The organism is Marinobacter sp. MBR-99 (assembly GCF_040547575.1).
Lineage (GTDB): Bacteria > Pseudomonadota > Gammaproteobacteria > Pseudomonadales > Oleiphilaceae > Marinobacter.
Window position 1 is genome coordinate 69,454 of record NZ_JBEPPY010000004.1, and the last position, 24,082, is coordinate 93,535.

Consider the following 24,082-nt stretch of genomic DNA (forward strand, 5'->3'; position numbering starts at 1 on the left):
CCGATTGCGGGCCGGATCAGTTGTTGCTGGTTTCCGGAACCCGCTCCACCAGTCGCTCCCGGGGGAAGTGGCATATGAATTCACTACCCTCGCCAACCTTGCTTCGAATCTCGAGATTGCCGTCGTGATTGATCAGTACATGCTTGACGATGGCCAGGCCCAGACCGGTTCCGCCGGTGTCTTTGTGTCGGCTCGGGTCTGCCCGGTAAAAGCGCTCGGTCAGTCGCGGAATATGAACCGGGTCAATGCCGATACCGGTGTCCTTTACCCGCAGGTGCGCGCCGTCCCGGTTGGTACTCCAGGAGACTTCAATGATGCCATTGGCCGGCGTGTATTTGACGGCATTGAAAATCAGGTTTGAAAAGGCACTTCTAAGCTGACTCTCATCACCCCGCAACAGTCGGTGGTCTGTGACTTCCATCAGGATTTTGTGATTCCTCTCGCCGCTGAGCGCCCGGGCGTCGTGGCAAATCTGACCGATCAGCTGTTCGACATCGGTCAGGGCGTCGTCGCCGGTGTGTTCACCGGTCTCGATTTTTGATAACAGGATCAAGTCAGTAATCAGGGCCTCCATTCGGGATGACTGCGCCGCCATGGTGTTGATGGCCCGTCGCCACTTTGGTGGCAGTTCGTCACCGTGATCAACCAGGGTTTCCAGATAACCGCTGATGACGGTCAGCGGGGTTCGCATCTCATGGGAGACGTTGCCGACAAAGTCCCTTCGCATCTGTTCCAGTTGGTAAAGGCGGGTAACGTCTTTGGCGACGATCAGCCGGTCGTCATCGCCAAACAGGCTGATCTGGATCTGCAAATGGAGGTGGGGCCGGGCTGGCGAGTGGATTTCCAGTGGCTCCCGGTAATCCCGGGCATCGAAGTAGGCTTTGAAGGCCGGTGTGCGAATCAGGTTATGGATGTACTGCCCCTGGTCCGTACTGCGTTTGAAACCGAGCAGGTACTCCGCTGAGCCATTCCACCATTCCATGGCGCCCCGGGCGTCGGTCATGATGACGCCGTCGCGCATAGCGTTGGTTGATTCCTGCACCCGGTTGATACGGGCGCGCAGCCGGTCCTGAGTCAGCAGGTGGCCCTGGTGAAGTTTGTGCAGGTTGTCGAAGATGTCGCCCCACAGCCCGATACTTTTGGGTGGCTCGCCGGTGGCGCTGGGGTTGGCCAGCCATTGGTAAAGGTGGCGGGCTTGCCCAAGGGTCCACCAGAGATAGGCCACCAGTCCTGCAAGCAGGCCATACAAGGGGTAGCCGAAATACCAGCCCACCAGGGAAGTGCCAGCAAGGCCGGCGAAGATCAGGCGCAGATATCTTGACCAGTTGTTTTGCATCAAAGTCTGCCTTGTTGTGGATCCGGCGCTGATGCGTGAGGCCGGTATGGATCAGGCTGCCCGTGTTGAGAAACGGTAACCGGTGCCCCGTACCGTCTGAATCAGGTGATCGTACTTGTCTCCGAGCGCCTTTCGCAACCGACGTATGTGTACGTCAACGGTGCGCTCTTCGACATACACATTGCCGCCCCAGACCTGGTCCAGCAACTGGGAGCGGGTATACACCCGTTCCTGATGGGTCATGAAAAACTGCAGCAACCGGTATTCGGTGGGTCCCATGGTCAGTGCGCCCTCTGGAGAGGTAACCCGATGGCCGACCGGATCCAGGGTCAGACCTTCCACTTCAATGGGGCTGTCGACGCCGGCCGGTGTTGCCCGGCGGAGCACGGCCTTCAGTCGTGCCACCAGTTCCCTGGGACTGAAGGGCTTGGTAATGTAATCGTCGGCACCCACTTCAAGGCCCTGGATCTTGTTGTCTTCCTCGACTTTGGCGGTCAGCATAATGATCGGAATGTCCGCCGTGGCCTCTTCTTTCTTCAGCCGTCTCGCCAGCTCCACGCCACTGGTGCCTGGCAGCATCCAGTCCAGCAGAATCAGATCGGGCTGTTTATCCACAATCAGGGCGTGGGCTTCGAGGGCATCCGCTGCCTCTAGATAGTCATAATCAGCCATTTCGAGCGCGACCGCGATCATTTCGCGGATAGGTGCTTCGTCATCGACGATCAGGACAGTTTTTCCAGTCATGAGCATTAACCTGTGTCAGACCCCGGGAGCGAACATGGCTCCCCAGTAATGTTGCTGGGTCATTACAACGCGTCTTTGTTACAAGTATATGACATGGGCGAAGGGTCAGAGCATCAAATCCAGGGCGAGGCCTGCGAACACCGCAAAGCCGGCCCAGTTATTGTTCAGGAACGCTTTGAAGCAGCCGTCCCGGGAGCGTTCCCGCGCCAGATACTGGTGGTAGACAAACAGGCTGGCCATGGCGACCACCCCCAGATAGTAGAGGCTGCCCAGGTCGGCCTGGTTGCCCACCATGATCAGGATGACAATCACCATCGTCTGCAAGGCGCCGATAATGGCCCGGTCGGCCTCGCCAAACAGGATGGCGGTCGATTTGATGCCTATCTTGACGTCATCATCCCGGTCGACCATGGCGTAGAGGGTGTCGTAGGCGACAGTCCAGAGCACGTTGGCGGTAAACAGCAGCCAGGTGAGCTGGCTCAGTTCATTGGCCTCGGCGGCCCAGGCCATGGGGATTGCCCAGGAGAAAGCGGCGCCCAGGAACAGCTGGGGCAGGTGGGTATAGCGTTTCATGAATGGGTAGATGAACGCCAGCAGGGCGCCACCGAATGACAGGTACAGGGTCAGCGAGTTGGTAAACAGCACGACCATCAGGAACGACATCAGGCACAGGCCGGCAAACAGGGCGACGGCTTCCCAGGCCCGGATGCGACCGGTAGTCAGGGGGCGGTCCTTGGTGCGTTTGACGTGGCGGTCCCAGTCCCGGTCAGCGAAGTCGTTAATGGCACAGCCCGCCGCCCGCATGAAGAACACGCCCAGGGTGAAGATCACAATGTTGGCCACGGACGGCATTCCGCCCGCGGCAAGCCAGAGTGCCCACCAGGTGGGCCAGAGTAACAGCAGGCTGCCAATAGGCCGGTCGATGCGCAGCAGCTTCGCGTAATCGGCCAGGCGGCTCTGGACGTGTTCTGGCAGGGCGTTCTGCAGCATGGCAAGGGTCTTCCATCGGTCGGGTGCTTGGGCAGTGGCTGATTATAGCCAGCCTGGCGGCGCCGGTTAAACCCGCGTTTACCGCTGGTAGAGTGTGGGCAGCAGGTACTCGCCCACCATCAGGGCATGGTCGCCGCGGTAAAACAGGGAGCGCCGGGCCAATTGTGGCTGCTGGTCATCGGTGTTCTGGCACAGCCCGGTTTCCAGTGGGCCGCGTAGCCATTCAGGACGGCTGAAGAGATAGGCGCCCAGAGGCTTGCTGCCAAGGCTTCGAAGGCGTCGGCCCTTGCCTTCAAGACAGGCCAGGGGAATGATGGTGCGGGCAAGTACCCAGGGTTGGCCATCACCGCACAGACGGACTTCCCTGATCCAGGCCCGCTGCCGGGGTGCCAGGCCGAGACGTCGGGCTTCTTCAAGTGTCGGCACGGCGAAGCCTTCGTTGCAGACTTCCACGTGAAAATGGTGACGGCATTGCCGCTGAAGCGCCCGGGTAAACGAGCCTTCCACCCGAAGCCAGTACCGCGCCGGACCATGTACCGCCGGATTCCGGAGACCGGCGGCAGACAGTGAGCGATACCAGTGCGTAGGGGGGATGATCGGCCCGTTGCAGCGGTCAGAGTCCTTTGACGGCATAGATTCCGGGCGCGTTACGCCAGTATCCCTTGTAGTCCATGCCATAGCCGAACAGGAATCGGTCTTCCACATACAGGCCGGTGAAGTCCGCTTTCAGGCCAGGGCGGGCCTTGCGATCATGCTCCTTATCGACCAGAACTGCGGTCAGGACTTCTTGGGCGCCATGGGCCAGGCAGTAATCCGCAATGGCGCAGAGGGTCGTACCTTCGTCGAGGATGTCGTCGACTATCAACACCGTGCGGCCTTTCATGTCAGCTTCAGGCTGGAGCTTCCATTCCAGGATGCCGCCGGTGGTTTCCTGTCGGTAGCGGGTTGCGTGCAGGTACTCTGCCTGAATCGGAAACCGGAGCCTGGGCAGCAGTTGTCCGGTCAGGATAAGACCGCCGTTCATCACACAGAACAGCAGTGGGTTGCTGTCTTTCAGGCGCTCGGTAATGGCGGTGGCCATGGTGTCGATGGCGGCACTCACCTGCTGCTCATTCACAAGGCAGTCGGCTTCAGCCATGACCTGGTTCATGTCGGCGACGGTATCGGTCATAACGGTCGGATCCTGTCGTAAAACGGGCGATTATACCGAAGTGGGCTCCTCGAAGGGAGGGGGTTGGCATCGTGTAGTTATCTGTAGTTACGGCTATTGGCACAAATGTATCGGTATGAGCGTCCGTGCTGGCATTGGTCATCGGCAAAGGTACGAGTATTATGGCCCATTGCGATTGTCTGGCCCGTCCGGACAAATCTTCAAGGTGGTGCTTGATTGTTGCATTGTCAGACAATAATATTCCGCCAACATTGATGGGAGAAATAACATGAAAAAGTGGCAGTGTGTGGTTTGTGGCCTGATCTACGATGAGGCCGAGGGTTGGCCGGAAGACGGAATCGAGCCGGGTACAAAATGGGAAGACGTGCCCGAGGATTGGGTTTGCCCGGATTGCGGCGTTGGCAAAGAAGACTTCGAGATGATCGAAATCGGCTGATAAACGGAGCAGATGAATGACCAACCAGGCACCGATTGTGATTGTGGGCACCGGGTTGTCGGGCTACTCGCTGGTACGCGAGTTTCGCAAGCTGGACAAAGACACCCCGATTGTCATGGTTACCGCCGATGATGGCGTCAGCTATTCCAAGCCGATGTTGTCTACCGGCTTTACCAAAGACAAGGATGCCCAGGGGCTGGCTCAGGCCGATACCGAAGCCATGGCCGAGCAGCTTGGAGTGGAAGTGCGCACCTACACTACGGTAACCGGCATAGACACCGGCAAGCACGAGCTGATCCTGGGTGATGAGCGGCTTGGGTACAGCAAACTGGTGCTGGCCTGGGGGGCCGATGTGATCCGCCTCGGGCTGGCGGGGAATGGCCTGGACCGCGTGCATTCCATTAATGATCTGCTGGACTACCGGGCGTTCCGCAAAGCGCTTGACGGCGGCAAGCGGGTGGCGATCATGGGCGCCGGGCTGATTGGTTGTGAGTTTGCCAACGATCTTCGCAATGGTGGTTATGAGGTCGACGTGATTGCACCGGACGCCACGGTGATGCCCAGCCTGTTGCCGGAGCCCGCCGCTGAGGCTGTTCGCCATGAGCTGACGGAGCTTGGGGTTCGTTTCCACCTGGGAACCGTTGTCGAGCAGGTTGATGAGGACGGAGACGGCGTCCGGCTGACGCTGGGTAACGGTGAAACACTGCAGGCTGACCTGGTGATTTCAGCCGTCGGTTTGCGGCCGCGAACCGAGCTGGCGAAAGCCGCGGGGCTGGACACCGGGCGGGGCGTACAGGTAAACCGTGCGCTGGAAACCTCAGCAGAGGATGTCTATGCCCTGGGCGACTGCGCCGAAGTGGACGGCCAGGTACTGCTTTATGTGCTGCCTCTGATGGCTTGTGCCCGTGCTCTGGCGAAAACCCTCTCGGGCGAACGCACGGAGGTCCGTTATGGCACCATGCCGATTATGGTCAAGACACCTTGCTGCCCGACAGCCGTGTGCCCGCCACCGGCCGGTGCCGAAGGTAGCTGGCAGGTAGAACAGGAAGCCTCCGACGTGAAGGCGCTGTTCAAATCCCCCGACGGTGCAACGCTGGGTTTTGCGGTAACCGGTCGTTTTGCCGTTGAAAAGCAGGCGCTGGCGCGTGAAGTGCCACCTATCCATCAGGATTGATCCGCCCCTCGTCGGGGCCATTCGGCCCCGATATTCTTCCTTGCCTTGTTGTTGTCGTTGCGAAATTTTGCTGTCTGCGGTAGAAAACCCGTTCGTGAGCTAACAAAACACAGGAGCAGGCATGCTAGAGGTAACCCGTAAGCTGGTGGAACTGCTGGACTTGTCCCCCATCGGTGATGATCATTTTCAGGGTGAGAGCGAAGACCTGGGATTCCCCCATGTGTTTGGTGGTCAGGTGTTGGGGCAGGCTCTGATGGCAGCCAGTCGTACCGTCGAGGACCGGCTGTGCCATTCGCTGCACGCCTATTTTCTGCGCCCGGGCAACCACAGCATGCCGATTGACTACGAGGTGCAGCGGGTTCGTGATGGCGGCACCTTTTCGGTGCGCCGGGTGATTGCCCGCCAGGATGGCAAGGAAATTCTGACTGGATCCATGTCGTTCCAGGTGACTGAGCCGGGGCTGGATCACCAGTTGGCGATGCCCGAGGCGCCAGAACCTGAGTCACTGCGTTCCGAGCAGGACTGGGGCAAGATGATTGCCGAAAAGCTGCCGGAAAAACTGCGCGATGTGATGACCAAGGATCGTCCGATTGAAATCCGCCCGGTCAATCCGATGAACCCATTCAAGCCAGAGAAGCGTCCGCCCCATCGCCAGAACTGGTTCCGGGCGGCCGGCCCCCTGCCGGATGATCCTGTGTTGCACCGGTGTCTGCTGACTTACGCTTCGGATTTTACCTTTCTCGGTACGTCGCTGAACCCCCATGGCCGCACATTCATGAGCAAGGGGATGCAGGTGGCCAGCCTGGACCACGCTATCTGGTTCCACCGGAACTTCCGCATGGACGACTGGCTGCTCTATGACAAGGACAGCCCCAGCGCGTCCGGTGCACGGGGATTTAACCGGGGCAACTTCTTTACCCGGGACGGTGTGCTGGTGGCATCAACGACTCAGGAAGCGCTGATTCGCGAGCGCTTGGGCTGACCGGACATCCAGTCAATCATCTCTTCTAATGGCAGCGGCCTGGTCAGGATGTACCCCTGAATCAGGTCGCAACCCATGTCTTCCAGCAGGTGCATCGTCACTTCATCCTCAACTCCCTCGGCAACCACCGTGTAGCCCAGGCTGTGGCACATATCGATGGTGGTCCTTACGATGACACGGTCTTCCTCCCGATGCGACAGTTCGGTAATCAGTGACCGGTCGATTTTAATCTCACTGGCGGGTAGCTGTTTAATGTAAGACAACGAGGAGTACCCGGAGCCGAAGTCGTCAATGGACAGGGGGATACCGGCTGCGTTCAGGGCGTTCAGGGCCTTCAGGGAGTTAACCGGATCCTGCATCATTGAGGTTTCCGTTACTTCAAAGGTGATGGCACCCATATGGGAGTGAAAGCTTTGCATCAGGCGCTGGACAAACACGGCGAAATCTGGTTCCCGGAGGTTGTTGGGCGAGATATTGACGGCTATGCCAGTGTTGAAACCCAGCTCCAGCAACCGACTGCGCATCTGTAACGCTTCCCGCAGAACCCAGCGGGTCAGGGGTTTGATCAGACCACTTTGCTCCGCCAGGGCGATGATCTCGTCGGGGGGCACCGGCTGCTCCCGGTCTGGCCAACGGATCAGGGCTTCATATCCGACGATCTGCCGGGACTTGAGCGACAACTTGGGTTGTAGGAACAACGCCAGCGAATTGTTGTTGATCGCGTGTCTGAGTTCTGACACCAGGGTCAGACTTTCGGCACTGTATGAATCCCGGGACGGCTTGTAATAGGCGATACCCCGGTCACGGGCACGGTCAGAGCCTTCGGCAATCACGGCGCGACGGATCAGGGTGTTGGCATCTGCGCCGTGTTCGGGAAAGATTGCGACCCCCAGCTGAGGCGTTAACGGCACCTGCATCCCGAGGAAATCGACCGGGTATCTAACTTCCTCAATACTGCGCAGTACAGCCCTCGTGGCAGCTTCCGCTTCGGTGGCATCGACCAGAAACGCAAAGGTTTGCGGGTCCAGGCTGGCGAGGTAAAAGTTGCGGGTGTCGCTCTGTTCAATGGCAATGGCGCCTGGCACATCCCGAATCACCGCATTGTAGTGCTTGGATGCCAGCTCCAGGATGCGGTCGCTGTTACGATGGCCCAGGGTCTTGGTGACTGAATTCAGATTGTTGAGATGAATAATCACCACACCATAGCGTTTGCGATCATTCGACTGGGTCAGCTCGCTCAACTTCATTTCATAGCTGCTGCGATTGGGCAGGCCGGTGAGCGGGTGATGCAGGGCCTGGTCCATCAGCCGAAGCTCGGCCGATCTCCGGGCTTCAAGTGCCCGTAACTCGGCTTCCCTGGCCAGTACCTTGTCCTGGCGTTCCCGGTATATGCGTATCGCCAGAGCCAGGCTTAACAGAATGGCTTCCAGTGCGGAGCCTATCTGCATGCCGTAGGCGGTGATGAAGTTGTTGGGGATCAGCCCGTATTTGTTGGCGGCGGTAATGGCGCTGCCCAGCGTTAGTGCTCCCCAGGCCAGCGTGTAGTAAGCCGCCTGAGGGTTGCCTCTGGCCCATTGTAACGGACCGATCACGGTCAGCAGCAGACAACTGGGGATGGCCAGCGCCACGGTTAGCCGGCTGCCGGTGCCGTAGTCGGTGAGAAAGGTGAGTGTCGCCACCACCACATTGAGCACAATGGTAAACAGAATCAGCCGGTCCAGCACCGGGCTGGATCGGCTCAGTCTCAGGAATGACCGTGAAAACAGCAGCGTGAAAACCATGGCAAAAGGCACGGTCAACAGCATGGCCCGGTTCTGGATGGCGGGGAGGTTTGGCCACAATAACTGGTACGTGATGCCGTTCAGGCTGCCTACCAGTATCAGATAGCCAAAGGTGGACAGCACGTAGAGCAGGTAAACCGGCTCCCGAAGTGCAAGGAACACAAACAGGTTGAAACAGATAACGGTGATCAGAATGCCGTAATAACCGGCGTGTAGCTGGCTTTCAATTGAGGCTTTTTCAAAGTAGCTCCGGCTGTTCCAGAGTTTCAGTGGCACCTGCATGGCGCCTTCGGTTTCTACCCTCAGCAGGATCTGGTAACTGCTTTCAGGCTGAAGCTGGAAAGGAAACAGGAAGTGGGGATGCTGAACCGCGCGTTGCCGGAACGGCTTTTTATCACCGGTGTGCGCCTGGTGAACGATGTCCCCGTCCCGAAGCAGGTAGAAATCAATGAAATCCAGCTGTGGGTAGCTGACTTCAAGCAGGGTGATCTGCTCAGGATCCTGGATTGCGAAACGCAGCCAGATGTGGTCCCGGATGTAGCCGAAGTTTGGCGTTCGTTCCGGTAGTATCTGCCATTCGACCGAGGCCATGGCTTGTTCGGGCGTGAGCTGGACATCCGGCGCCAGGCGCAGATACTCAATCTCCGGTATATAGGAAACGCTTGCCGGCTGCGCCTGAAGCGGCAGAGTTATCAACAGACACAGCAGGGCCAGAAGCTTAGCCGGGTTCATCAGAGTCACAAGTTACCGTTATTGTCGTTATGCTGACGAGTATGGCCTGTCGCCGAAGGCGGCTCAAGCACCAGGGTTCGTAGATTTGGTAACTTGTGTAAAGATTGGTCAAATAGCGTTAACCCAGTTTTTCGCCCAGGGGACTGCCTCGGATTCAGGCTCCATGGTTTCCAGAGCATCCACCCTCAGTGATTCGCCCACCTTCCGGGCGCCAGTTTCATAAAAGGCTTCTTCAATAAGTTCGCCGGCACCGCAGAAGGTGTCGCCGTATGAGCTGTCACCCAGCACAACGATGCCGAAAGGCCGGCCGGGTTGCTGAGGCAGTTGTTCCCTGAGGGCCAGGTAAAAAGGCAGCAGGTTGGCCGGTATCTCGCCCTGTCCCGTGGTGGAGGTGCAGACCAGCAGGGCATCGTCATTGTCGGTAATGTCTTCAAGCTGCGGGTTTTCCAGCACCACTACCTGGTGCCCTTCGCTCTCCAGTTCCTCGCCAATTTTGCGGGCCGCCAGCAGGGCGCCACCATAAACACTGCCCACCAGAACTCGAATTGCTGCCATGTCACCACCTATGCTTTGTCAGGACTTCGGCCCCCTGGCCAACCGGGGCTGATCATAGCGATGGCGTTCCTCGGGCTCAAGTCCGGGGTTCTATTGGCTCCGTGATGCCCTGGCTTCGTACCCGGGGGGCGATACGGTTCCTGCCCGCATCTTTGGCGTTGTACAGTTGTGTATCTACCTGTTTGAGTAATTCATTCACCGAGCCCGCCTTGGAAATGGAGCAGACTCCGGCACTGATAGTGACCGGCAGTGTCTCGCCCTGATACTGGAACTGTGTGCTGGCCACCTCCGACCGAAGCCGCTCAGCCAGCGACAGAGCCTGCAGCAGGCTGGTATCTGGCAGCAGCAGGAGAAATTCCTCCCCGCCCCAGCGGGCGGCGAGGTCGGACTGTCGCACCACGGTATGGGTGAGGTCGGCAAATTGCCGGAGCACCGCATCGCCGGCGTTGTGACCAAAATCATCGTTGATGCGCTTGAACAGATCCAGGTCAATCAGCACCACCGAGAAGTGGTGGCCCGCCCGTTTGAAACGGGAGAATTCCGTATCCAGCCGGTTCTGCATTTCCCGGCGGTTGGCCAGTCCTGTCAGCTCGTCGGTTCGGGCTGCCCGTTCATGAGTTTTTGCCAGTGCCAGGAGCCTGTTCCTCGCCCGCAGACGCCCCGCTTCCAGCACGAAGCAGAAAATGGATTCAAAGGTCAGGGTAGCGAAAAAGCGAATCTTGAAGTCGATGGTGTATTCCGCGGTCACCAGGGGCAACCCCGGAAACTGGAAAACAATGATCGCCAGGAGATAGCAAAACAGCAGAATGGCTGTGCCGCCTTTCAGGCTGGTCAGATAAAACAACAAGGGTGGAAAGACATAAAACCACAGCGGCCCGGTGTTGCCCTCGCCGCCGGATGCCAGCAGATAGGCGAACAGCAGCCCCACTGTGGTCAGCAGACCCGCCTTCTGTACAACACGATCCCGGGTCCAGGCGTACCAGATCATGTTGAAACCAACAGGAACAATGAACAGCCAGAGTACCCAGGCATGGACCAGGTGCTCGGCGTACCAGGCCTTGGTGCCAATGCCCGCCAGAAACACGACGGCCATCACGGACAGGCCATTGAGTAATCGGGAGATTTGCCGCTCTTCCTGTTCCGGGGAACTGGCGTGGTCAGCTAGGGTGTTGTGGGTCATGGGCGCTTGTTATCATTTTTTGACGCTCTTTGAGGGAGTATGCGCCAATTTATGTAGTATTTGCAGTCCCTTTTTGGCGGGAATGTGACGCCGGCCATGCGTGACAGTTTTGTTTCAATTTGATGGCAAAAATTTTATAGTTTGCCCCCCCGTGGCAAGACTGCCCGATGTCCATTCAGCTCAAAAGAGATGACATTGATTATGGCCCGCTCCAGCAACTTTCTGGATACCCTTCTCACCAGCCCCTCCACGGAACGGTATCGGGTCGGCCTGAGTGTTCTTTTCCTGCTAATCGTCTGGCTTGTGGTTGGCTCGTTTAGCCAGGGTCTGCCCAATAATATGTTGTTGATGGCGGCTGCTGTGATCGGTGGCTATATGGCGATCAACATAGGTGCCAATGATGTTGCCAATAATGTTGGCCCTGCTGTTGGCTCCGGTGCTATTTCGCTGGGTGGCGCAGTGCTGCTCGCAGCTGTGTTTGAGGCCGGCGGTGCCATCATCGCAGGTGGTGATGTGGTGTCGACCATCAAGGGAGGCATCATCGACCCTACCACGCTGGAAGATCCTCGAGCTTTTGTCTGGCTGATGACCGCAGCACTTCTGGCTGGCGCCTTGTGGTTGAACCTGGCTACCTGGATGGGAGCGCCGGTGTCTACCACGCACTCGATTGTGGGTGGTGTGTTGGGGGCTGGCATCGCGGCCGGTGGCTGGGCAATCGCCGACTGGTCTGTGATGGGTAAGATTGTGGCCAGTTGGGTTGTCTCGCCGGTACTGGGAGGGGCTCTGGCGGCGCTGTTCCTGTTTGCGATCAAAAAGACGGTGCTTTACCAGCAGAACCTGGTGTCTGCTGCGCGCACTTTTGTGCCCTGGTTGGTGGCCATTATGGCCTGGGCCTTTGGCACCTATCTCATGATCAAGGGTGTCAGCAAGCTGGTTAAAGTCGATTTCGTGCAGGCCACATTAATTGGCCTGGCTATTGCCACTGCAGTATTCTTCGCGATGAGAACATTGGTAGGGCGCAAGGCCGCTACCATGGAGAACAGCACAGACGGTGTGAACAGTCTGTTCACCTGGCCGCTGATCTTTGCCGCAGCGTTACTGAGTTTCGCGCATGGCGCCAACGACGTTGCCAACGCCATCGGCCCGCTGGCTGCCATCAATGATGCCATTCAGGCTGGTGGCGGTGTGGTGATGTCTGCCAGCATTCCGTTATGGGTGATGATGGTTGGTGCTCTGGGGCTTGCTGTTGGCCTGATGTTGTTTGGCCCGCGTCTGATCAAGACAGTCGGCAGCGAAATCACCGAGCTGGATAAGACACGGGCCTTCTGCATTGCCCTGTCGGCGGCATTGACAGTGATCCTGGCGTCCCAGTTAGGCCTGCCAGTGAGCTCTACCCATATTGCCATTGGTGGTGTGTTTGGCGTTGGTTTCCTGAGGGAATACCTCAAATCCAACTACGCAACCCAGTTGCACAAGATCATGGAGCATCATGATCCCGCTGAGCAGGAGCGCCTGAAGCCATTCCTGGACGATTTCCGGAATGCCTCTGTTGAGGAGATGGAGTACTTGCTGAAGCAGGCCAAGAAGAAAAAGGATCAGGTGCCGCTGTCCCAGTCAGAGCGCAAGCGCCTGAAGAAGATCTACAAGGAAGAAATGGTCAAGCGCTCGCACCTGTTCCGGATCGCTGCGGCCTGGATCATCACTGTGCCGGCGTCTGCCCTGATGGCAGCGTTTCTGTTCTTTGCCCTGCGTGGTTTGATGATCTGATGGATTATGCGGGGCTGGTTACCGCCCCGCGGATTGGCCATACTATGGGCATCAGGCCCTGAACGGGCTGCTTTGCTTTAACGCTATCCATAATCGGGGAGTCAGGAATGAGTTCATCTTCCGAGAGCCGTCAGGCCAAGATGATTGAAGAGTTGCGGGTGTTCATCAAGAAGGTGATGAGCGAGCCGACCATTGCGGTCAAATCCATGGAGATTGCCCGCAAATACAAGGGGCAGCCCAATTCCGATGAGTTGATCGCTCGCGAGATCAGTGCCAACACGACTATCCGGATTCCGGAGAACTGGAGTGAGGCAGACAAGATGTTTCTGGAGATCCTGCACGAGGTGCTGGATGACGAAGAGGCGCTTTACTGATCAATCCCCGGTGTTGAATGACGAACTCTGAGCAAGGGGATGGGGCGCTTCTCCCAAAACCTTGCGGAGCCATGGATGGCGGAGCAGAGCGTACAGGGACGTATTCACAGCGTGTTTTGGGAGAAGCTCCCCATCCCCTTGCGGGGCGCCGACTGGCTCCGCAAGGTTTTGGAAAGACTTCCCGCTCCCCCAGCCATCGGAAGATGGTGCAGTATTCTGGCTAACTCAGGCCTGTCTGGCTTCTTTCTGGTTTTGATTTAAAACCGCTTCTGCCATCTGGTGCAGGATGGCAATCTCATCGGCAATGCCATCCTCCTTCGACAGTTCCCGTTGTTCCTTGAGAATGTCTTCCAGAATTTCTGGTGTTGTTAACGGGTTGGCCAGGACCACCCGGAATACGATGCACGGGAAGTGGTAGTAACGGGCCGGTTCCAGTCGGGTTCGGGAGACGAATGCCTTGCCTCGCTCCCGCTGGGTTTTCTGGATGAATTTGGTGATGCGGTTCAGGCAGGTGTTCATCTTTTCTGCCTGCAGTTCGTCGGCCATGGCCAGTGCCTGGCGTACGTCTTCCGGGCAATAGCGGTAGGTCAGGATGTTCAGTTCTGGGCGGGTAACCAGTTCGAAATCCGGTTGTTCATCGATCATGTCGGCAAAGGTTCTGGCTTTGTCGATGCCCTGGTCGATGAGGATTTCGTAGCCTTCTCTTGCGAGGATTTTCAGGCCTGAGTGAATCAGCATGGCCATGCCCGGGCGGGAGCCTTCCAGGGTGGTGCTGCCAAGGTCCCGGGAGCCCTTACGGATGATGTACTGGGCGTGGTGTTCCACGGCGCTGGCCAGGCCGGGGTCTTTGAAGACCACCAGGCCGGCGCCCATGGGTACGTAGAGCTGTTTGTGGGCGTCAAAGGTGACCGAGTCGGCTTTTTCGATGCCGCGCAGCAGGTGTTTGTGGGTGCGGGAGAACAGGGTTGGTCCGCCCCAGGCGGCGTCGACGTGGAAATGGGCGCCGAATTCCCGGGCAATGTCGGCCATGGCGTCCAGCGGGTCAACGTTGCCGGTTTCGGTGGTGCCAGCGACGCCGCAGATGGCCATGACTTTGATTTTCTGTTTCTGCAGTTCCAGGCATTTGTCCCGCAGGGCATCGGGCTGGATGCGGTTGAATTCGTCGGTTTCCACCGGCACCAGAGCGTCTCGGCCCAGGCCGAGCACGTCGGCGGCCTTGCGAAGGGAATAGTGGCCGCGTTTGGAAACAACGATGGCGGCGCCTTCGCAGCCGTAGTATTTCAGTGCCCGGAAAAGGCCTTCTTCGTGCAGGCCGCGGAAGCTGCCTTCGGCGGGGAAGGCGCGGTTACGGGCGACCCACAGGGCGGTGAGGTTGGCGACAGTGCCGCCGGAACACATGGCGCCCAGGGCGTGCCGGGGGTCGTGCATCCATTTTCGGTAGAAGGAGCCGTCCTGCTGGTACACCAGCCGGTGAATCATGCCCAGTACCTGGCGTTCCAGCGGGGTGAAGGCCTTGGAGGTTTCGGTTTTCACCAGGTTCTGGTTGAGGGCGATCATGATTTTTGACAGCGGCAGCATGAAGTAGGGCAGTGCCGAGGTCATGTGGCCGATGAATGCCGGTGAGGCGGTGTGTACCGAGTTGGCGACCAGCTTGTCGAGCAGGAACTGGGCCTGTTCGGAGACGAATACCGGCTTTTCCGGAATCACGGAGTCAGCGAAGTTCTTTTCGACGTCAGTCAGGTCGCGTTCGACAGCGACAATATGTTCCTGGAGGAAGCCCGCCAGGTTCCGGGAGATGTTCTGGTCGATGCGGCTCAGGGTGGATTCCGGCGCCTCGGGCACCGTGAATACGCGATACATGGCCTCAACGGAGGCCTGGGCGGATTTTTTCTTTCCGGTCATAGAGCCACACACTTCTTTCAGTGGTTATCCGCAAGGTCGGTTCCGGAAACCCGGCGGACGAAGCCGGGCAGCGCCCGACACTCGTAGTATAGCCTGCGTGCTTGCAGGTCATGTATTCCCTGAGGGGCGGTAGTATAAGGCCTGAGCAGGAATGACGCTACGCCCTCGGGACGCAGGTATTCCGGCGCTGCGGATATCAGAGAATCTCCCGGTGAACATCGAGGATGGCGGCGTCGATGCGGTCCTGGATGTCTTTTTCAATTTGGTCCAGGCGCTGGGTGATCTGTTGGGCGCTGGCGCCAAGGGCGGCGATGGTCCAGGTGGCGCAGTCGAGGGCTTCCTGGTCGGCGGTTTCTGCTACCGCCAGGTCGGGTTCTTTGCCCCAGATGGCTTTCATGGCGGTGAAGGCTTTGCGTTTGGCTTTGAGGTCTTCGCAGGCGTAGAGCTGGAAGTGCAGGGTGAGGACGCCTACGTGGGGGGTGATGTCCTGGTGCTGTTGTGGGTTTTTGCCTTCTTTGAGCAGTTTTCTCAGGGCTTCTGACATGTTTGGTCTGGCTCGTTTGGTGCAGGAACCGGTGAGGGTGGGCTGTTCAAAACACGCTGTGGATACGTCCTTGTACGCTCTGCTCCGCCATCCATGGCTCCGCAAGGTTTTGAACAGCCCACCCTCACCGCTTCCCGGACTTTCTTCGGGGAGTCTTTGCTCGTCCGCCTCTGTGGGGTGAAATGACGAGCTGACGAATTCTTCCCCTAGCCTACTACAGGCGTCGCCCGTTTGATAATCGCCGCCGGGTTGGTGCCGGAGGGCAGGTTGCCGTAGTTCATGCCGCCGCTGGATTGCAGTCTTGAGGCGCAGAAGGCGTCTGCGACGTCTTTATCGCCGAAGCGCAGCAGCAGGGAGCCTTGCATGGTCAGGGCCATTCGGTCGACGAGGTTGCGGGCCCGGTACTGGAAGTCGCTGATGTCGGCGAAGTCGTGTTGTAGTTGCGCCAGGAACTGGTCGAAGCGGCGGTCGGTGCCGCGGGCTTCGGCCGCTTCTTTGAAGAAGGCGTCGAGGGTTTCGGGTTCTTTCTGCAGGGCGCGGAGGGTGTCCAGGCACTGAACGTTGCCGCTGCCTTCCCAGATGGCGTTGACCGGGGATTCCCGGAACAGTCGGGGCATGATGCAGTCTTCCATCACGCCGCTGCCGCCGATGCATTCCATGGCTTCGTAGGCGTGGTTGGGGGTGCGTTTGCAGATCCAGTATTTGCCCACGGGGGTGGCCAGGCGGGCCAGCAGGCGTTCGTGTTCGTTGTTCTGGTTGTCCATGGCCCGGGCCACGCGCATGGTGTAGGCGAGGGCGGCTTCGTTTTCGATGATCAGGTCAGCCAGGACGTTCTGCATCAGCGGCTGGTCGCTGAGGGTTGCGCCGAAGGCGCTGCGGTTGTGGCAATGGTGGGTAGCCTGGGCCACGGCCTGGCGCATGCCGGCGGCGCTGCCGATCATGCAGTCGAAGCGGGTCATGGCGACCATTTCGATGATGGTTCTGACGCCCCGGCCTTCTTCACCGACCATCCACGCCAGTGCGCCACGGATTTCCACTTCGCTGGAGGCGTTGGCGACGTTGCCCATTTTGTTCTTGAGCTGCTGTACCTGCCAGGGGTTCTTGGTGCCGTCCGGGCGCCACCGGGGCATCAGGAAGCAGGACAGGCCGCTGGTGGTCTGGGCCAGTACCAGGAAGGCGTCGCACATGGGGGCGGAGACGAACCATTTGTGACCGACCAGCTCATAAGGCTGGCCCGGGCCTTCCTTGCCTGTCGGGTAGGCCATGGTGGTGTTGGCGCGTACGTCACTGCCGCCCTGTTTCTCGGTCATCGCCATGCCGATGGTGACGGAGGTTTTGTCGGTGTCTGGGACGTTGCGGCTGTCGTATTCGTTGGCCAGGATTTTCGGGGCCCAGAGTTTGGCCAGGTCTGGCTGGTTCTGGATCGACGGTATGGCCGCGAAGGTCATGGTGATCGGGCAGCAGTGCGCCGCTTCTACCTGGGAGTGCAGGTAGTACTTGGCGGCGCGGGCGACGTGTGCCCCTTGGCCGGGGTGGGTCCAGGGGGAACTGTGCAGGCCGTTCTCCAGGGCCACGCGCATGAGTTCGTGGTAGGCCGGGTGGAAGGTCACTTCGTCTACCCGGTGGCCATAGCGGTCGTGGGTGCGGAAGGAGGGCTTGTTGGCGTTGGCCTGGTTACCAAGGTCAATGGTATCCGCCTGGCCCGCCCAGGCGCCGAACTGACTCAGGTCGTCATTGGCGAAGCCGGCGCCCTCTCGCAGTACCGCTTCCCGCAGTGCGGTGTCCTGTTCGTAGAGGTTGTAGTTCTCCAGCGGTCGTGGCTGGTTGATCACCTCGTGGGTGGCCGACAGGTAGCGGTTGTCGGCGGTGGATTCGGTCTTGCGCTGCGGGCTGTTCATGGTTAGCTCCTGGTGCCGGTCAACCCCCGTATGCAGAAGCAGACGATGGTTTCGACCAACTCATCTTCGTTGTTGTCGTGTCCCTGCGGGCTGTCTGTCTGGGTTGGTGACAATGGCCCTACCAGGGATTCTGATATTGCGCCCACCAGGCAGGTACTGGCGAGCCGCGCGTTCTGGTCCGGTATGCAGCCTTCGGCTATGCCGTCCCGGATCGCTTGTTCAAACAGGCTGGCGTAGGCCTTTCGGTACACCAGTCGCTCTTCTTCTACCTTCGGATCCACCGGTTCGGCGATCAGGGCCCAGGCTTTCATGGGGCCTTTGAGGGCCCTCTGGGCAAATTTCCTCAGGGCGTTGTCCAGGCGCTCTACAGCGTTTCCGGACACACTGAGCGCTTCGGCGACCTTGTCGACTTCCCGCTGGGTGGCCAGCCGGAAGATTTCGGCAAATAGATCCTCGCGGGATTCGAAATGCCGATAGATAGTGCCGGTCGCAACGCCCGCCAGCCCGGCAATACGGGTGATTCGGGCGCTTCGGAAGCCGCCCTGAGCGACGCATTCCCAGGTGCGATCGATAATGTTCTGGCGTGCCCGGGCTTTTCGTTCGCGCATCTTTTCAGTTTCACGATAGGCCATGCCGGCTCCTTACAAGTAGTGAATCACTGTTCATTCTTTGTGTCAATTCGGAGTCTCTTATTTTGTCCTGAAAGACCTCTTTAAAATCATTGGTTTGAGATTGTATACAAAAAGTTACAAAAAAGTGGTTGTCAGGAAATAGCGCCGTCATCAAAACCGGATTATAAAGACGCCAAGACGGGGCCGCAGGCGGCCGGCGGTCGAGACGGGGTGCTGCCAGGCGGAGAGCTAGCAGCACTTGTAGTTCTGTTTTCGTTGATGGAGAAAATACCATGAGTGAATTCGACGAAAGCAATCTGGAGCAGTCCGGTAACTGGACCAGCGACAGTGATGATAACCATTCTATTGCCGGCAGGGCACGGGTCAGGGCCCAGTTGCAGGCTGATATCGAAGCCTTCCTGCAAGGTGGCGGTCGGATACAGGAAGTGGATACCACTTTCCGTGCGGACTCTCCACGCAAGGTGGAGGTAGGGTTTAACAACCGTTCCATCTGATTCCCTTCGCTGGCGGGCAGCCACTGTCTTGTCGAGACAGGGCTGTCCGTTTTTGTCACTGAATTGTCATTGGTTAACGGCACACTGGGCTCAAACCTGCAATGCGTGGCCTCCCGGGTGTATGATGTCATCACTTTCCCAGGCCATCCATATTCAGGAGGTTATCCGTGTCCAAGCAGCGCCCGCCGATCTCTAACCGAGCCTATCCGTCGACCCGTTTGCGTCGAAATCGCGCCAGTGATTTTTCCCGCCGACTGGTTCGGGAAAACCAGCTGTCGCCAGATAATCTGATCTACCCGGTGTTTGTGCTTGAAGGCGAAAACCAGCGTGAGGCGGTGCCGTCCATGCCGGGCGTGGAGCGACTGAGTATTGATTTGCTGGTGGAGCAGGCTGCGGAACTGGTAGAGCTGGGCATTCCGGCGGTGGCGCTGTTTCCGGTCGTCCCTGCTGAGAGGAAGAATCTGTCTGGCTCGGGTGCCTGGGATTCCGACGGCCTGGCCCAGCGTGCGGTCCGTGCCCTGAGGAAAGCCCAGCCTGAACTGGGTGTGATAACGGATGTTGCTCTGGACCCGTTCACCACCCATGGCCAGGATGGCATTATTGATAATAACGGCTACGTGTTGAACGATGTCACCGTTGAAGCTCTGGTAAACCAGGCGCTGTCCCATGCCGATGCGGGAGCGGATGTGGTTGCCCCCTCAGACATGATGGATGGCCGCGTGGCGGCTATCCGCGATGCCCTGGAAGGCGCCGGTTATGTGAATACCCGGATTCTGGCCTACTCTGCCAAGTACGCTTCCAGCTATTACGGCCCGTTCCGGGATGCGGTTGGTTCTGCCGCCAACCTGGGCAAGGCCGACAAGGCGACGTATCAGATGGATCCGGCCAACAGTGACGAAGCCCTTCACGAAGTGGCGATGGATCTGGCCGAGGGTGCCGATATGGTGATGATCAAACCGGGCATGCCTTATCTGGATATTGTGCACCGGGTGAAAACCGAACTGCAGGTGCCTACATTTGTCTATCAGGTGAGCGGCGAGTATGCCATGCATATGGCCGCGGCCCAGAACGGCTGGCTGGATGGCGATGCGGTGATGATGGAGAGCCTGATGGCCATGCGCCGTGCCGGTGCTGACGGCATCCTGACCTATTTTGCAGTGCGCGCAGCGAGACTGATGAGAGATCGCTCGCGGGTATAGAGGGGCTTGAAGGCGCCCGAAATAACCATGGATATAAAGAGTAATGACAACCGAGAATGCGCAAACCGCAGAGATCAGTGATCAGAGTGTGCCAGCGCCGGTCGACGTACCGCCGGTGGGGGAAGACATCAATCTGGACGCCAGTGAAAACTATTTCAACCGCGAGCTGAGCCAGCTTCAGTTCAATTACCGGGTGTTGAAGCAGGCACTGGATACCACTCATCCGCTGATCAACCGGTTGATCTTCTGCTGCATTTTCAGCAGCAATATGGACGAGTTCTTTGAAATCCGGGTGGCGGGCCTGCGCCAGCAAATGAAGTACGGCCGGGAGACCGTGGGTGTGGACGGCATGCAGCCAGACCAGGTGCTGGCGGAGATCAGCCGGGTGGCCCACGACTACATCCACGAGCAGTACGACATCATCAATAACGTGCTGATCCCCGAGCTGGAGAAAGAGAACATTCACTTTGTCCGGCGCCGTGAGTGGACGCCGGCCCAGGCAGAGTGGGTGCGGAACTACTTCGAGGACGAGATATTACCGGTGGTCAGCCCCATCGGGCTGGACCCGTCGCATCCGTTCCCGCGCCTGGTGAACAAGAGTCTCAACTTCATTGTTGAACTCGACGGCAAAGACGCCTTCGGCCGGGAAACCGGCATGGCCATCGTGCCCGCGCCCCGCTCCTTGCCCCGCCTGGTTCGGCTGCCGGATGACGTCTGCGATGGCGGCGACAACCTGGTGTTCCTGTCATCGATGATCCATGCCCACGCGGACGAGCTGTTCCCGGGCATGGAAGTGAAAGGCTGTTATCAGTTCAGGCTCACCCGGAACGCTGACCTTGAACTGGAGGATGACCTCGAAGACCTGGCGTCAGCCCTGCGCGGCGAGCTGCTGAGCCGCCGGTTTGGTGACGGCGTGCGCCTGGAAGTAGCCGACAACTGCCCGGAAGAGCTGGTGCAGTTCCTGCTACGGGAGTTCGGCCTGACCGAACGGGATCTCTACCAGGTGCACGGCCCGGTCAACCTGACCCGGCTGATGGCCGTTGGCGGCCTGGTGGACCGCCCGGACCTGACCTATTCCAGCTTCTCACCCTCGATTCCGCGCCAGATACGCAGCAAGGAATCCATGTTTGATGCCATCCGCAAGCGCCCCTTGTTGTTGTTGCATCCCTATGAAAACTTCAGCCCGGTGGTGGACCTGCTGCGCCAGGCCGCCAAAGACCCCCATGTACTGGCGATTCGCCAGACCCTGTACCGCACCGGTGCCGATTCTGAGATTGTCGAGGCGCTGGCGGATGCCGCTCGCCGTGGCAAGGAAGTCACCGCGGTCATCGAATTGCGGGCCCGGTTCAGCGAGGCAGAGAATCTGGAGCTGGCGAGCCGTCTGCAGGAGGCGGGGGTCATCGTGGTGTACGGCGTGGTGGGCTACAAAACCCACGCCAAGATGATCCTGATTGTGCGCCGGGAAGAAGGCCGGCTGCGCCGCTATGTGCACCTGGGTACCGGCAACTACCACGCCGGTAACGCCCGGCTGTACACCGACTACAGCTTCATGACCTGCGACGAATCCATCGGCGACGATGTCAACAAACTGTTCCAACAGCTGACCGGCATGGGCAAAGCCTTGAAAATCAAAAAGCTGTTCCATGCGCCGTTCACCCTGCACAATCGTCTGATCAGTTTGATCGAGCGGGAAGCCGCGCTTGGCGAGAAGGGGCGCATCATCTTCAAGTTCAATGCCCTGACCGAACCCCAGGTGATCAGAGCCCTGTATCGGGCGTCTCAGGCCGGCGCCAGTATTGATCTGATTATTCGCGGTATCTGTTGTCTGCGTCCCCAGGTGCCGGGGCTGTCTGAAAATATTCGGGTACGGTCCATCATCGGGCGTTTTCTCGAGCATACACGGGTCTATTATTTCGGCAACAATGGCAAACCGGATGTGTATTGCTCCAGTGCCGACGGCATGGAGCGAAACCTGCTGAGCCGTGTGGAAACGGCCTTCCCAATCGAGGAGCCAGCCCTGATCGAGCGTTTGACCGAGGATCTGGATACCTACCTGTCTGACAACTGCCAGTCCTGGGTATTGCAGTCTGATGGCAGTTACCTACAGAATCAGCCCCAAGAGGGGGAAGAGCGCCTGGCTTCGCAACTGGTGTTGCTGGATCGGTTAACCTCCAAACCGAATTGATTCGCCGGCGGTTAGCCGGCAGGAAATAACAACACAACAGGACTGGAATCTTGAATCTCAAACGTTGGACCATCGCCGGCACGGCGATAATGGTAGTGGCTGGCGTAGCCCCTTGGGGCGTAGGCTATCTGACTGAACAACACTGGCTGGAGGCGACTGAGGAAGTCAACAACGCCCAGCCCTTCCTGCGTATGGAAACCGATCGGTACCGGCGCGGTGTGATGAGCTCGGAAGTCTCTGGTACGGCCACCTTTCTGGACCCTGCCACGGGCGAGAGTAACCGCATAGACTTTGAGGTTCAGGTTTCTCACGGCATTACTGGCAGCCATTTGAATTTCAGACCTACGGAAGGCTGGCAGCCGGAGGGTGCAGGCTGGTTCCCCAACGCTGAACCAAAGCTGACGCTGGAAACCCGGGTTTGGGGTTCCGCCACGCTGGAATTGCAGGCCCCTGCTATCGAAATCAGTGAGCCACACGGAGGTGGTGTTTTGCGCAGCAGTGGTGGTCTGGCACGGATTGATATTGGCCGTTTGGGTGAGAAAGCCGACATGCTGCTGGTCTGGCCGGCGGTGGTCCTGTCCGGGCCGGAGATGAACGTCACCATTGAAAACGTGCATATGGAGCAGAGCCTTGCCTGGTTATCCGGTGATATCTGGACCGGCTCCGGTGCGGTGACCATCGATGTCTTGACCATGCACAGCCCTCAGGCGCCAGCCATGGCGTTTAACGGTATCGCCCTGAACAGTCATAGCGAGGCAGACCGCAAGGGTGAGCGACTGGATTCGAGCATTGCCCTGGAGCTGGACTCCGTTGTCTTTGATGACGATTCCTTCGGCCCGCATCGGATTGAGTTTGCTGTGGACGGTCTTGATGTTGCCAGCTGGAATGAATTCAGTTCGGCGATGACCGACATGCAGCTGATGGCGGCCCAGGCCGGCCAATCTCCGCAGGCGGCGTTCGAGCAGCAGATGGCCCTGATGCAGCGGTTTAACGATTCGGTGCGGGGGCTGGCGGCCGCCGGATTTTCCGCAGGCATCCGGGAGTTGAGCCTGGATACGCCAGAGGGCGCCGTACAGGGTAGCCTGGAGCTGTCCCACCCGGAGTTGTCGGAGAGTGAACGGGCCAACATGCTGATGGTGATGCAGGGCTTAACCGGGGCGCTGGACTTCCGTATGCCACTGGCCCTGGCTGAGAACTATCCGGCCGTGCGCATGCAGGTGGCACCCTTGATCAAACAGGGGTTGCTGGTGGATGCCGGCGACCAACTGGTCATGACTGGACGCCTGCAGGATCTGGTTCTGGATATCAATGGCATCGAGATTCCGATGCCACCGTTGCTTTAATCCCTTCTTGAAAAGCCCTGCCGATGGTTGCCGCCGGCAGGGCTTTTTTATCGGCTTTCGCTCAGGACTTGTTGAACTTCTCTTTCAGGGCATTTGCCACTGCGGGGTCGACGAATTCGGAGATGTCGCCACCGAGCGAGGCGATTTCCCGGATCAGGGTGGAAGAGATGTACGACAGGTGGTTGGCGGGTGTCAGGAACACGCTTTCCACTTCCGGGGCCAGGCGACGGTTCATGTCTGCAAGCTGGAATTCGTATTCGAAGTCTGAGACGGCGCGCAGGCCGCGGAGGATGACGGTGGCATTTTGTTCGCGTACGAAGTCGGCGAGCAGGTTGCTGAAGCCGGTGACGCTGACGTTCGGGAGGTGGGCAGTGGCTTTGCGGACCAGGTCGCAGCGTTCTTCGAGGTTGAGCAGGGGCTGCTTCTTCGGGTTGTAGGCGACGGCGACGACGATTTCGTCGAACATGCGGCCGGCACGTTCGATGAGGTCGGTGTGGCCGTTGGTGATGGGGTCGAAGGTGCCTGGGTAGATGACTTTTGGCATGCACAGCTCCTTTTGTTGATGGGCGGTAGGATAGCAGGAACCGTTAGTGGGCTGTAGTCCGTCCGGGGCATAGGGAGTTTGAGGCATTGATTCGGTGCCAGCACGGCTTGAGAGGCCCT

At 58.7% G+C, this 24,082-nt stretch carries 22 protein-coding genes; 9 read left to right on the forward strand and 13 right to left on the reverse strand.

What is annotated here, in order from left to right; genetic code table 11:
* Positions 1-16: 16 nt before the first annotated feature.
* The 5 genes from phoR to ABIE59_RS04670 form a co-directional block, all read right to left on the reverse strand.
* On the reverse strand, positions 17-1,336 hold the full coding sequence (gene phoR, locus ABIE59_RS04650) for a phosphate regulon sensor histidine kinase PhoR (protein WP_354444701.1): 1,320 nt from the start codon (positions 1,334-1,336) through the stop codon (positions 17-19).
* A gap of 51 nt (positions 1,337-1,387) precedes the next feature.
* On the reverse strand, positions 1,388-2,080 hold the full coding sequence (phoB, locus tag ABIE59_RS04655) for a phosphate regulon transcriptional regulator PhoB (protein ID WP_354444703.1): 693 nt from the start codon (positions 2,078-2,080) through the stop codon (positions 1,388-1,390).
* Between the two features lie 105 nt (positions 2,081-2,185).
* A complete protein-coding gene (gene ubiA / locus ABIE59_RS04660) occupies positions 2,186-3,070 on the reverse strand; it encodes a 4-hydroxybenzoate octaprenyltransferase (protein ID WP_354444705.1) in 885 nt (294 codons plus the stop codon).
* 78 nt (positions 3,071-3,148) lie between these two features.
* The gene (locus ABIE59_RS04665) at positions 3,149-3,703 is read right to left on the reverse strand and encodes a chorismate--pyruvate lyase family protein (protein ID WP_354444707.1); all 555 of its coding nucleotides are present in this window, start codon (positions 3,701-3,703) and stop codon (positions 3,149-3,151) included.
* Complete coding sequence (locus ABIE59_RS04670; protein WP_354444709.1) at positions 3,684-4,241, reverse strand: hypoxanthine-guanine phosphoribosyltransferase; 558 nt, start codon at positions 4,239-4,241, stop codon at positions 3,684-3,686. The genes ABIE59_RS04665 and ABIE59_RS04670 overlap by 20 nt, the downstream gene beginning before the upstream one ends.
* A 268-nt stretch (positions 4,242-4,509) precedes the next feature.
* On the opposite strand from ABIE59_RS04670, the gene ABIE59_RS04675 reads away from it, so the two are divergent.
* The 3 genes from ABIE59_RS04675 to tesB all read left to right on the forward strand — a co-directional run bounded on the left by ABIE59_RS04675 (position 4,510) and on the right by tesB (position 6,833).
* On the forward strand, positions 4,510-4,677 hold the full coding sequence (locus ABIE59_RS04675) for a rubredoxin (RefSeq protein ID WP_008173532.1): 168 nt from the start codon (positions 4,510-4,512) through the stop codon (positions 4,675-4,677).
* A 16-nt stretch (positions 4,678-4,693) separates the two neighbouring features.
* Positions 4,694-5,851 carry an NAD(P)/FAD-dependent oxidoreductase gene (locus ABIE59_RS04680; RefSeq protein ID WP_354444712.1) on the forward strand — a complete coding sequence of 386 codons (1,158 nt, stop codon included), beginning with the start codon at positions 4,694-4,696 and terminating at the stop codon, positions 5,849-5,851.
* Between the two features lie 121 nt (positions 5,852-5,972).
* Positions 5,973-6,833 carry an acyl-CoA thioesterase II gene (gene tesB / locus ABIE59_RS04685; RefSeq protein WP_354444714.1) on the forward strand — a complete coding sequence of 287 codons (861 nt, stop codon included), beginning with the start codon at positions 5,973-5,975 and terminating at the stop codon, positions 6,831-6,833.
* On the opposite strand, the gene ABIE59_RS04690 is transcribed toward tesB, so the two are convergent.
* The 3 genes from ABIE59_RS04690 to ABIE59_RS04700 form a co-directional block, all read right to left on the reverse strand.
* Positions 6,800-9,346, reverse strand: a complete 2,547-nt coding sequence (locus ABIE59_RS04690) for an EAL domain-containing protein (protein ID WP_354444716.1) — start codon at positions 9,344-9,346, stop codon at positions 6,800-6,802. The two genes, tesB and ABIE59_RS04690, sit on opposite strands and share 34 nt — an antisense overlap.
* Before the next feature lie 108 nt (positions 9,347-9,454).
* Positions 9,455-9,901 (reverse strand): flavodoxin, encoded by a 447-nt coding sequence (locus ABIE59_RS04695; RefSeq protein ID WP_354444718.1) that lies wholly within the window; start codon positions 9,899-9,901, stop codon positions 9,455-9,457.
* A 76-nt stretch (positions 9,902-9,977) separates the two neighbouring features.
* A complete protein-coding gene (locus tag ABIE59_RS04700) occupies positions 9,978-11,081 on the reverse strand; it encodes a GGDEF domain-containing protein (protein WP_354444720.1) in 1,104 nt (367 codons plus the stop codon).
* Between the two features lie 201 nt (positions 11,082-11,282).
* Between ABIE59_RS04700 and ABIE59_RS04705 the strand changes: the two genes are divergently transcribed.
* Positions 11,283-12,848 (forward strand): inorganic phosphate transporter, encoded by a 1,566-nt coding sequence (locus ABIE59_RS04705; protein WP_354444971.1) that lies wholly within the window; start codon positions 11,283-11,285, stop codon positions 12,846-12,848.
* A gap of 107 nt (positions 12,849-12,955) precedes the next feature.
* On the forward strand, positions 12,956-13,222 hold the full coding sequence (locus tag ABIE59_RS04710; RefSeq protein ID WP_354444722.1) for a hypothetical protein: 267 nt from the start codon (positions 12,956-12,958) through the stop codon (positions 13,220-13,222).
* Positions 13,223-13,447: 225 nt separating this feature from the next.
* Here ABIE59_RS04710 and panP read toward each other — a convergent pair whose 3' ends face one another.
* The 4 genes from panP to ABIE59_RS04730 form a co-directional block, all read right to left on the reverse strand.
* The gene (panP, locus tag ABIE59_RS04715; protein WP_354444724.1) at positions 13,448-15,124 is read right to left on the reverse strand and encodes a pyridoxal-dependent aspartate 1-decarboxylase PanP; all 1,677 of its coding nucleotides are present in this window, start codon (positions 15,122-15,124) and stop codon (positions 13,448-13,450) included.
* A 196-nt stretch (positions 15,125-15,320) separates the two neighbouring features.
* Positions 15,321-15,668, reverse strand: coding sequence for a DUF503 domain-containing protein (locus tag ABIE59_RS04720; protein ID WP_354444725.1), 348 nt, complete (start codon positions 15,666-15,668; stop codon positions 15,321-15,323).
* A 206-nt stretch (positions 15,669-15,874) separates the two neighbouring features.
* On the reverse strand, positions 15,875-17,566 hold the full coding sequence (locus ABIE59_RS04725; RefSeq protein ID WP_354444726.1) for an isovaleryl-CoA dehydrogenase: 1,692 nt from the start codon (positions 17,564-17,566) through the stop codon (positions 15,875-15,877).
* A 2-nt stretch (positions 17,567-17,568) separates the two neighbouring features.
* The gene (locus ABIE59_RS04730; protein ID WP_354444727.1) at positions 17,569-18,198 is read right to left on the reverse strand and encodes a TetR/AcrR family transcriptional regulator; all 630 of its coding nucleotides are present in this window, start codon (positions 18,196-18,198) and stop codon (positions 17,569-17,571) included.
* Positions 18,199-18,470: 272 nt separating this feature from the next.
* On the opposite strand from ABIE59_RS04730, the gene ABIE59_RS04735 reads away from it, so the two are divergent.
* From ABIE59_RS04735 to ABIE59_RS04750, 4 genes are all read left to right on the forward strand, one after another.
* Positions 18,471-18,692 carry a hypothetical protein gene (locus tag ABIE59_RS04735; RefSeq protein WP_072676128.1) on the forward strand — a complete coding sequence of 74 codons (222 nt, stop codon included), beginning with the start codon at positions 18,471-18,473 and terminating at the stop codon, positions 18,690-18,692.
* Positions 18,693-18,859: 167 nt separating this feature from the next.
* Positions 18,860-19,891, forward strand: coding sequence for a porphobilinogen synthase (hemB, locus tag ABIE59_RS04740; protein ID WP_354444729.1), 1,032 nt, complete (start codon positions 18,860-18,862; stop codon positions 19,889-19,891).
* A 43-nt stretch (positions 19,892-19,934) separates the two neighbouring features.
* The gene (gene ppk1 / locus ABIE59_RS04745; RefSeq protein WP_354444731.1) at positions 19,935-22,076 is read left to right on the forward strand and encodes a polyphosphate kinase 1; all 2,142 of its coding nucleotides are present in this window, start codon (positions 19,935-19,937) and stop codon (positions 22,074-22,076) included.
* Between the two features lie 50 nt (positions 22,077-22,126).
* On the forward strand, positions 22,127-23,419 hold the full coding sequence (locus tag ABIE59_RS04750; RefSeq protein WP_354444733.1) for a DUF945 family protein: 1,293 nt from the start codon (positions 22,127-22,129) through the stop codon (positions 23,417-23,419).
* Positions 23,420-23,480: 61 nt separating this feature from the next.
* On the opposite strand, the gene coaD is transcribed toward ABIE59_RS04750, so the two are convergent.
* Positions 23,481-23,963: a pantetheine-phosphate adenylyltransferase gene (coaD, locus tag ABIE59_RS04755; RefSeq protein ID WP_354444735.1), complete on the reverse strand. Its 483-nt coding sequence runs from the start codon at positions 23,961-23,963 to the stop codon at positions 23,481-23,483.
* Positions 23,964-24,082: the final 119 nt, after the last annotated feature.

Bases quoted from the DNA above. Each gene is read 5' to 3' on its own strand.
- phoR (WP_354444701.1), bottom strand. From the start codon at position 1,336: ATGCAAAACAACTGGTCAAGATATCTGCGCCTGATCTTCGCCGGCCTT.
- ABIE59_RS04725 (WP_354444726.1), bottom strand. From the start codon at position 17,566: ATGAACAGCCCGCAGCGCAAGACCGAATCCACCGCCGACAACCGCTAC.
- ABIE59_RS04680 (WP_354444712.1), top strand. From the start codon at position 4,694: ATGACCAACCAGGCACCGATTGTGATTGTGGGCACCGGGTTGTCGGGC.
- ABIE59_RS04700 (WP_354444720.1), bottom strand. From the start codon at position 11,081: ATGACCCACAACACCCTAGCTGACCACGCCAGTTCCCCGGAACAGGAA.
- ABIE59_RS04720 (WP_354444725.1), bottom strand. From the start codon at position 15,668: ATGTCAGAAGCCCTGAGAAAACTGCTCAAAGAAGGCAAAAACCCACAA.
- phoB (WP_354444703.1), bottom strand. From the start codon at position 2,080: ATGACTGGAAAAACTGTCCTGATCGTCGATGACGAAGCACCTATCCGC.
- tesB (WP_354444714.1), top strand. From the start codon at position 5,973: ATGCTAGAGGTAACCCGTAAGCTGGTGGAACTGCTGGACTTGTCCCCC.
- ABIE59_RS04735 (WP_072676128.1), top strand. From the start codon at position 18,471: ATGAGTGAATTCGACGAAAGCAATCTGGAGCAGTCCGGTAACTGGACC.
- ABIE59_RS04710 (WP_354444722.1), top strand. From the start codon at position 12,956: ATGAGTTCATCTTCCGAGAGCCGTCAGGCCAAGATGATTGAAGAGTTG.
- ABIE59_RS04665 (WP_354444707.1), bottom strand. From the start codon at position 3,703: ATGCCGTCAAAGGACTCTGACCGCTGCAACGGGCCGATCATCCCCCCT.
- ABIE59_RS04695 (WP_354444718.1), bottom strand. From the start codon at position 9,901: ATGGCAGCAATTCGAGTTCTGGTGGGCAGTGTTTATGGTGGCGCCCTG.
- ubiA (WP_354444705.1), bottom strand. From the start codon at position 3,070: ATGCTGCAGAACGCCCTGCCAGAACACGTCCAGAGCCGCCTGGCCGAT.
- ABIE59_RS04690 (WP_354444716.1), bottom strand. From the start codon at position 9,346: ATGAACCCGGCTAAGCTTCTGGCCCTGCTGTGTCTGTTGATAACTCTG.
- panP (WP_354444724.1), bottom strand. From the start codon at position 15,124: ATGACCGGAAAGAAAAAATCCGCCCAGGCCTCCGTTGAGGCCATGTAT.
- ppk1 (WP_354444731.1), top strand. From the start codon at position 19,935: ATGACAACCGAGAATGCGCAAACCGCAGAGATCAGTGATCAGAGTGTG.
- ABIE59_RS04705 (WP_354444971.1), top strand. From the start codon at position 11,283: ATGGCCCGCTCCAGCAACTTTCTGGATACCCTTCTCACCAGCCCCTCC.
- ABIE59_RS04675 (WP_008173532.1), top strand. From the start codon at position 4,510: ATGAAAAAGTGGCAGTGTGTGGTTTGTGGCCTGATCTACGATGAGGCC.
- ABIE59_RS04730 (WP_354444727.1), bottom strand. From the start codon at position 18,198: ATGGCCTATCGTGAAACTGAAAAGATGCGCGAACGAAAAGCCCGGGCA.
- ABIE59_RS04670 (WP_354444709.1), bottom strand. From the start codon at position 4,241: ATGACCGATACCGTCGCCGACATGAACCAGGTCATGGCTGAAGCCGAC.
- coaD (WP_354444735.1), bottom strand. From the start codon at position 23,963: ATGCCAAAAGTCATCTACCCAGGCACCTTCGACCCCATCACCAACGGC.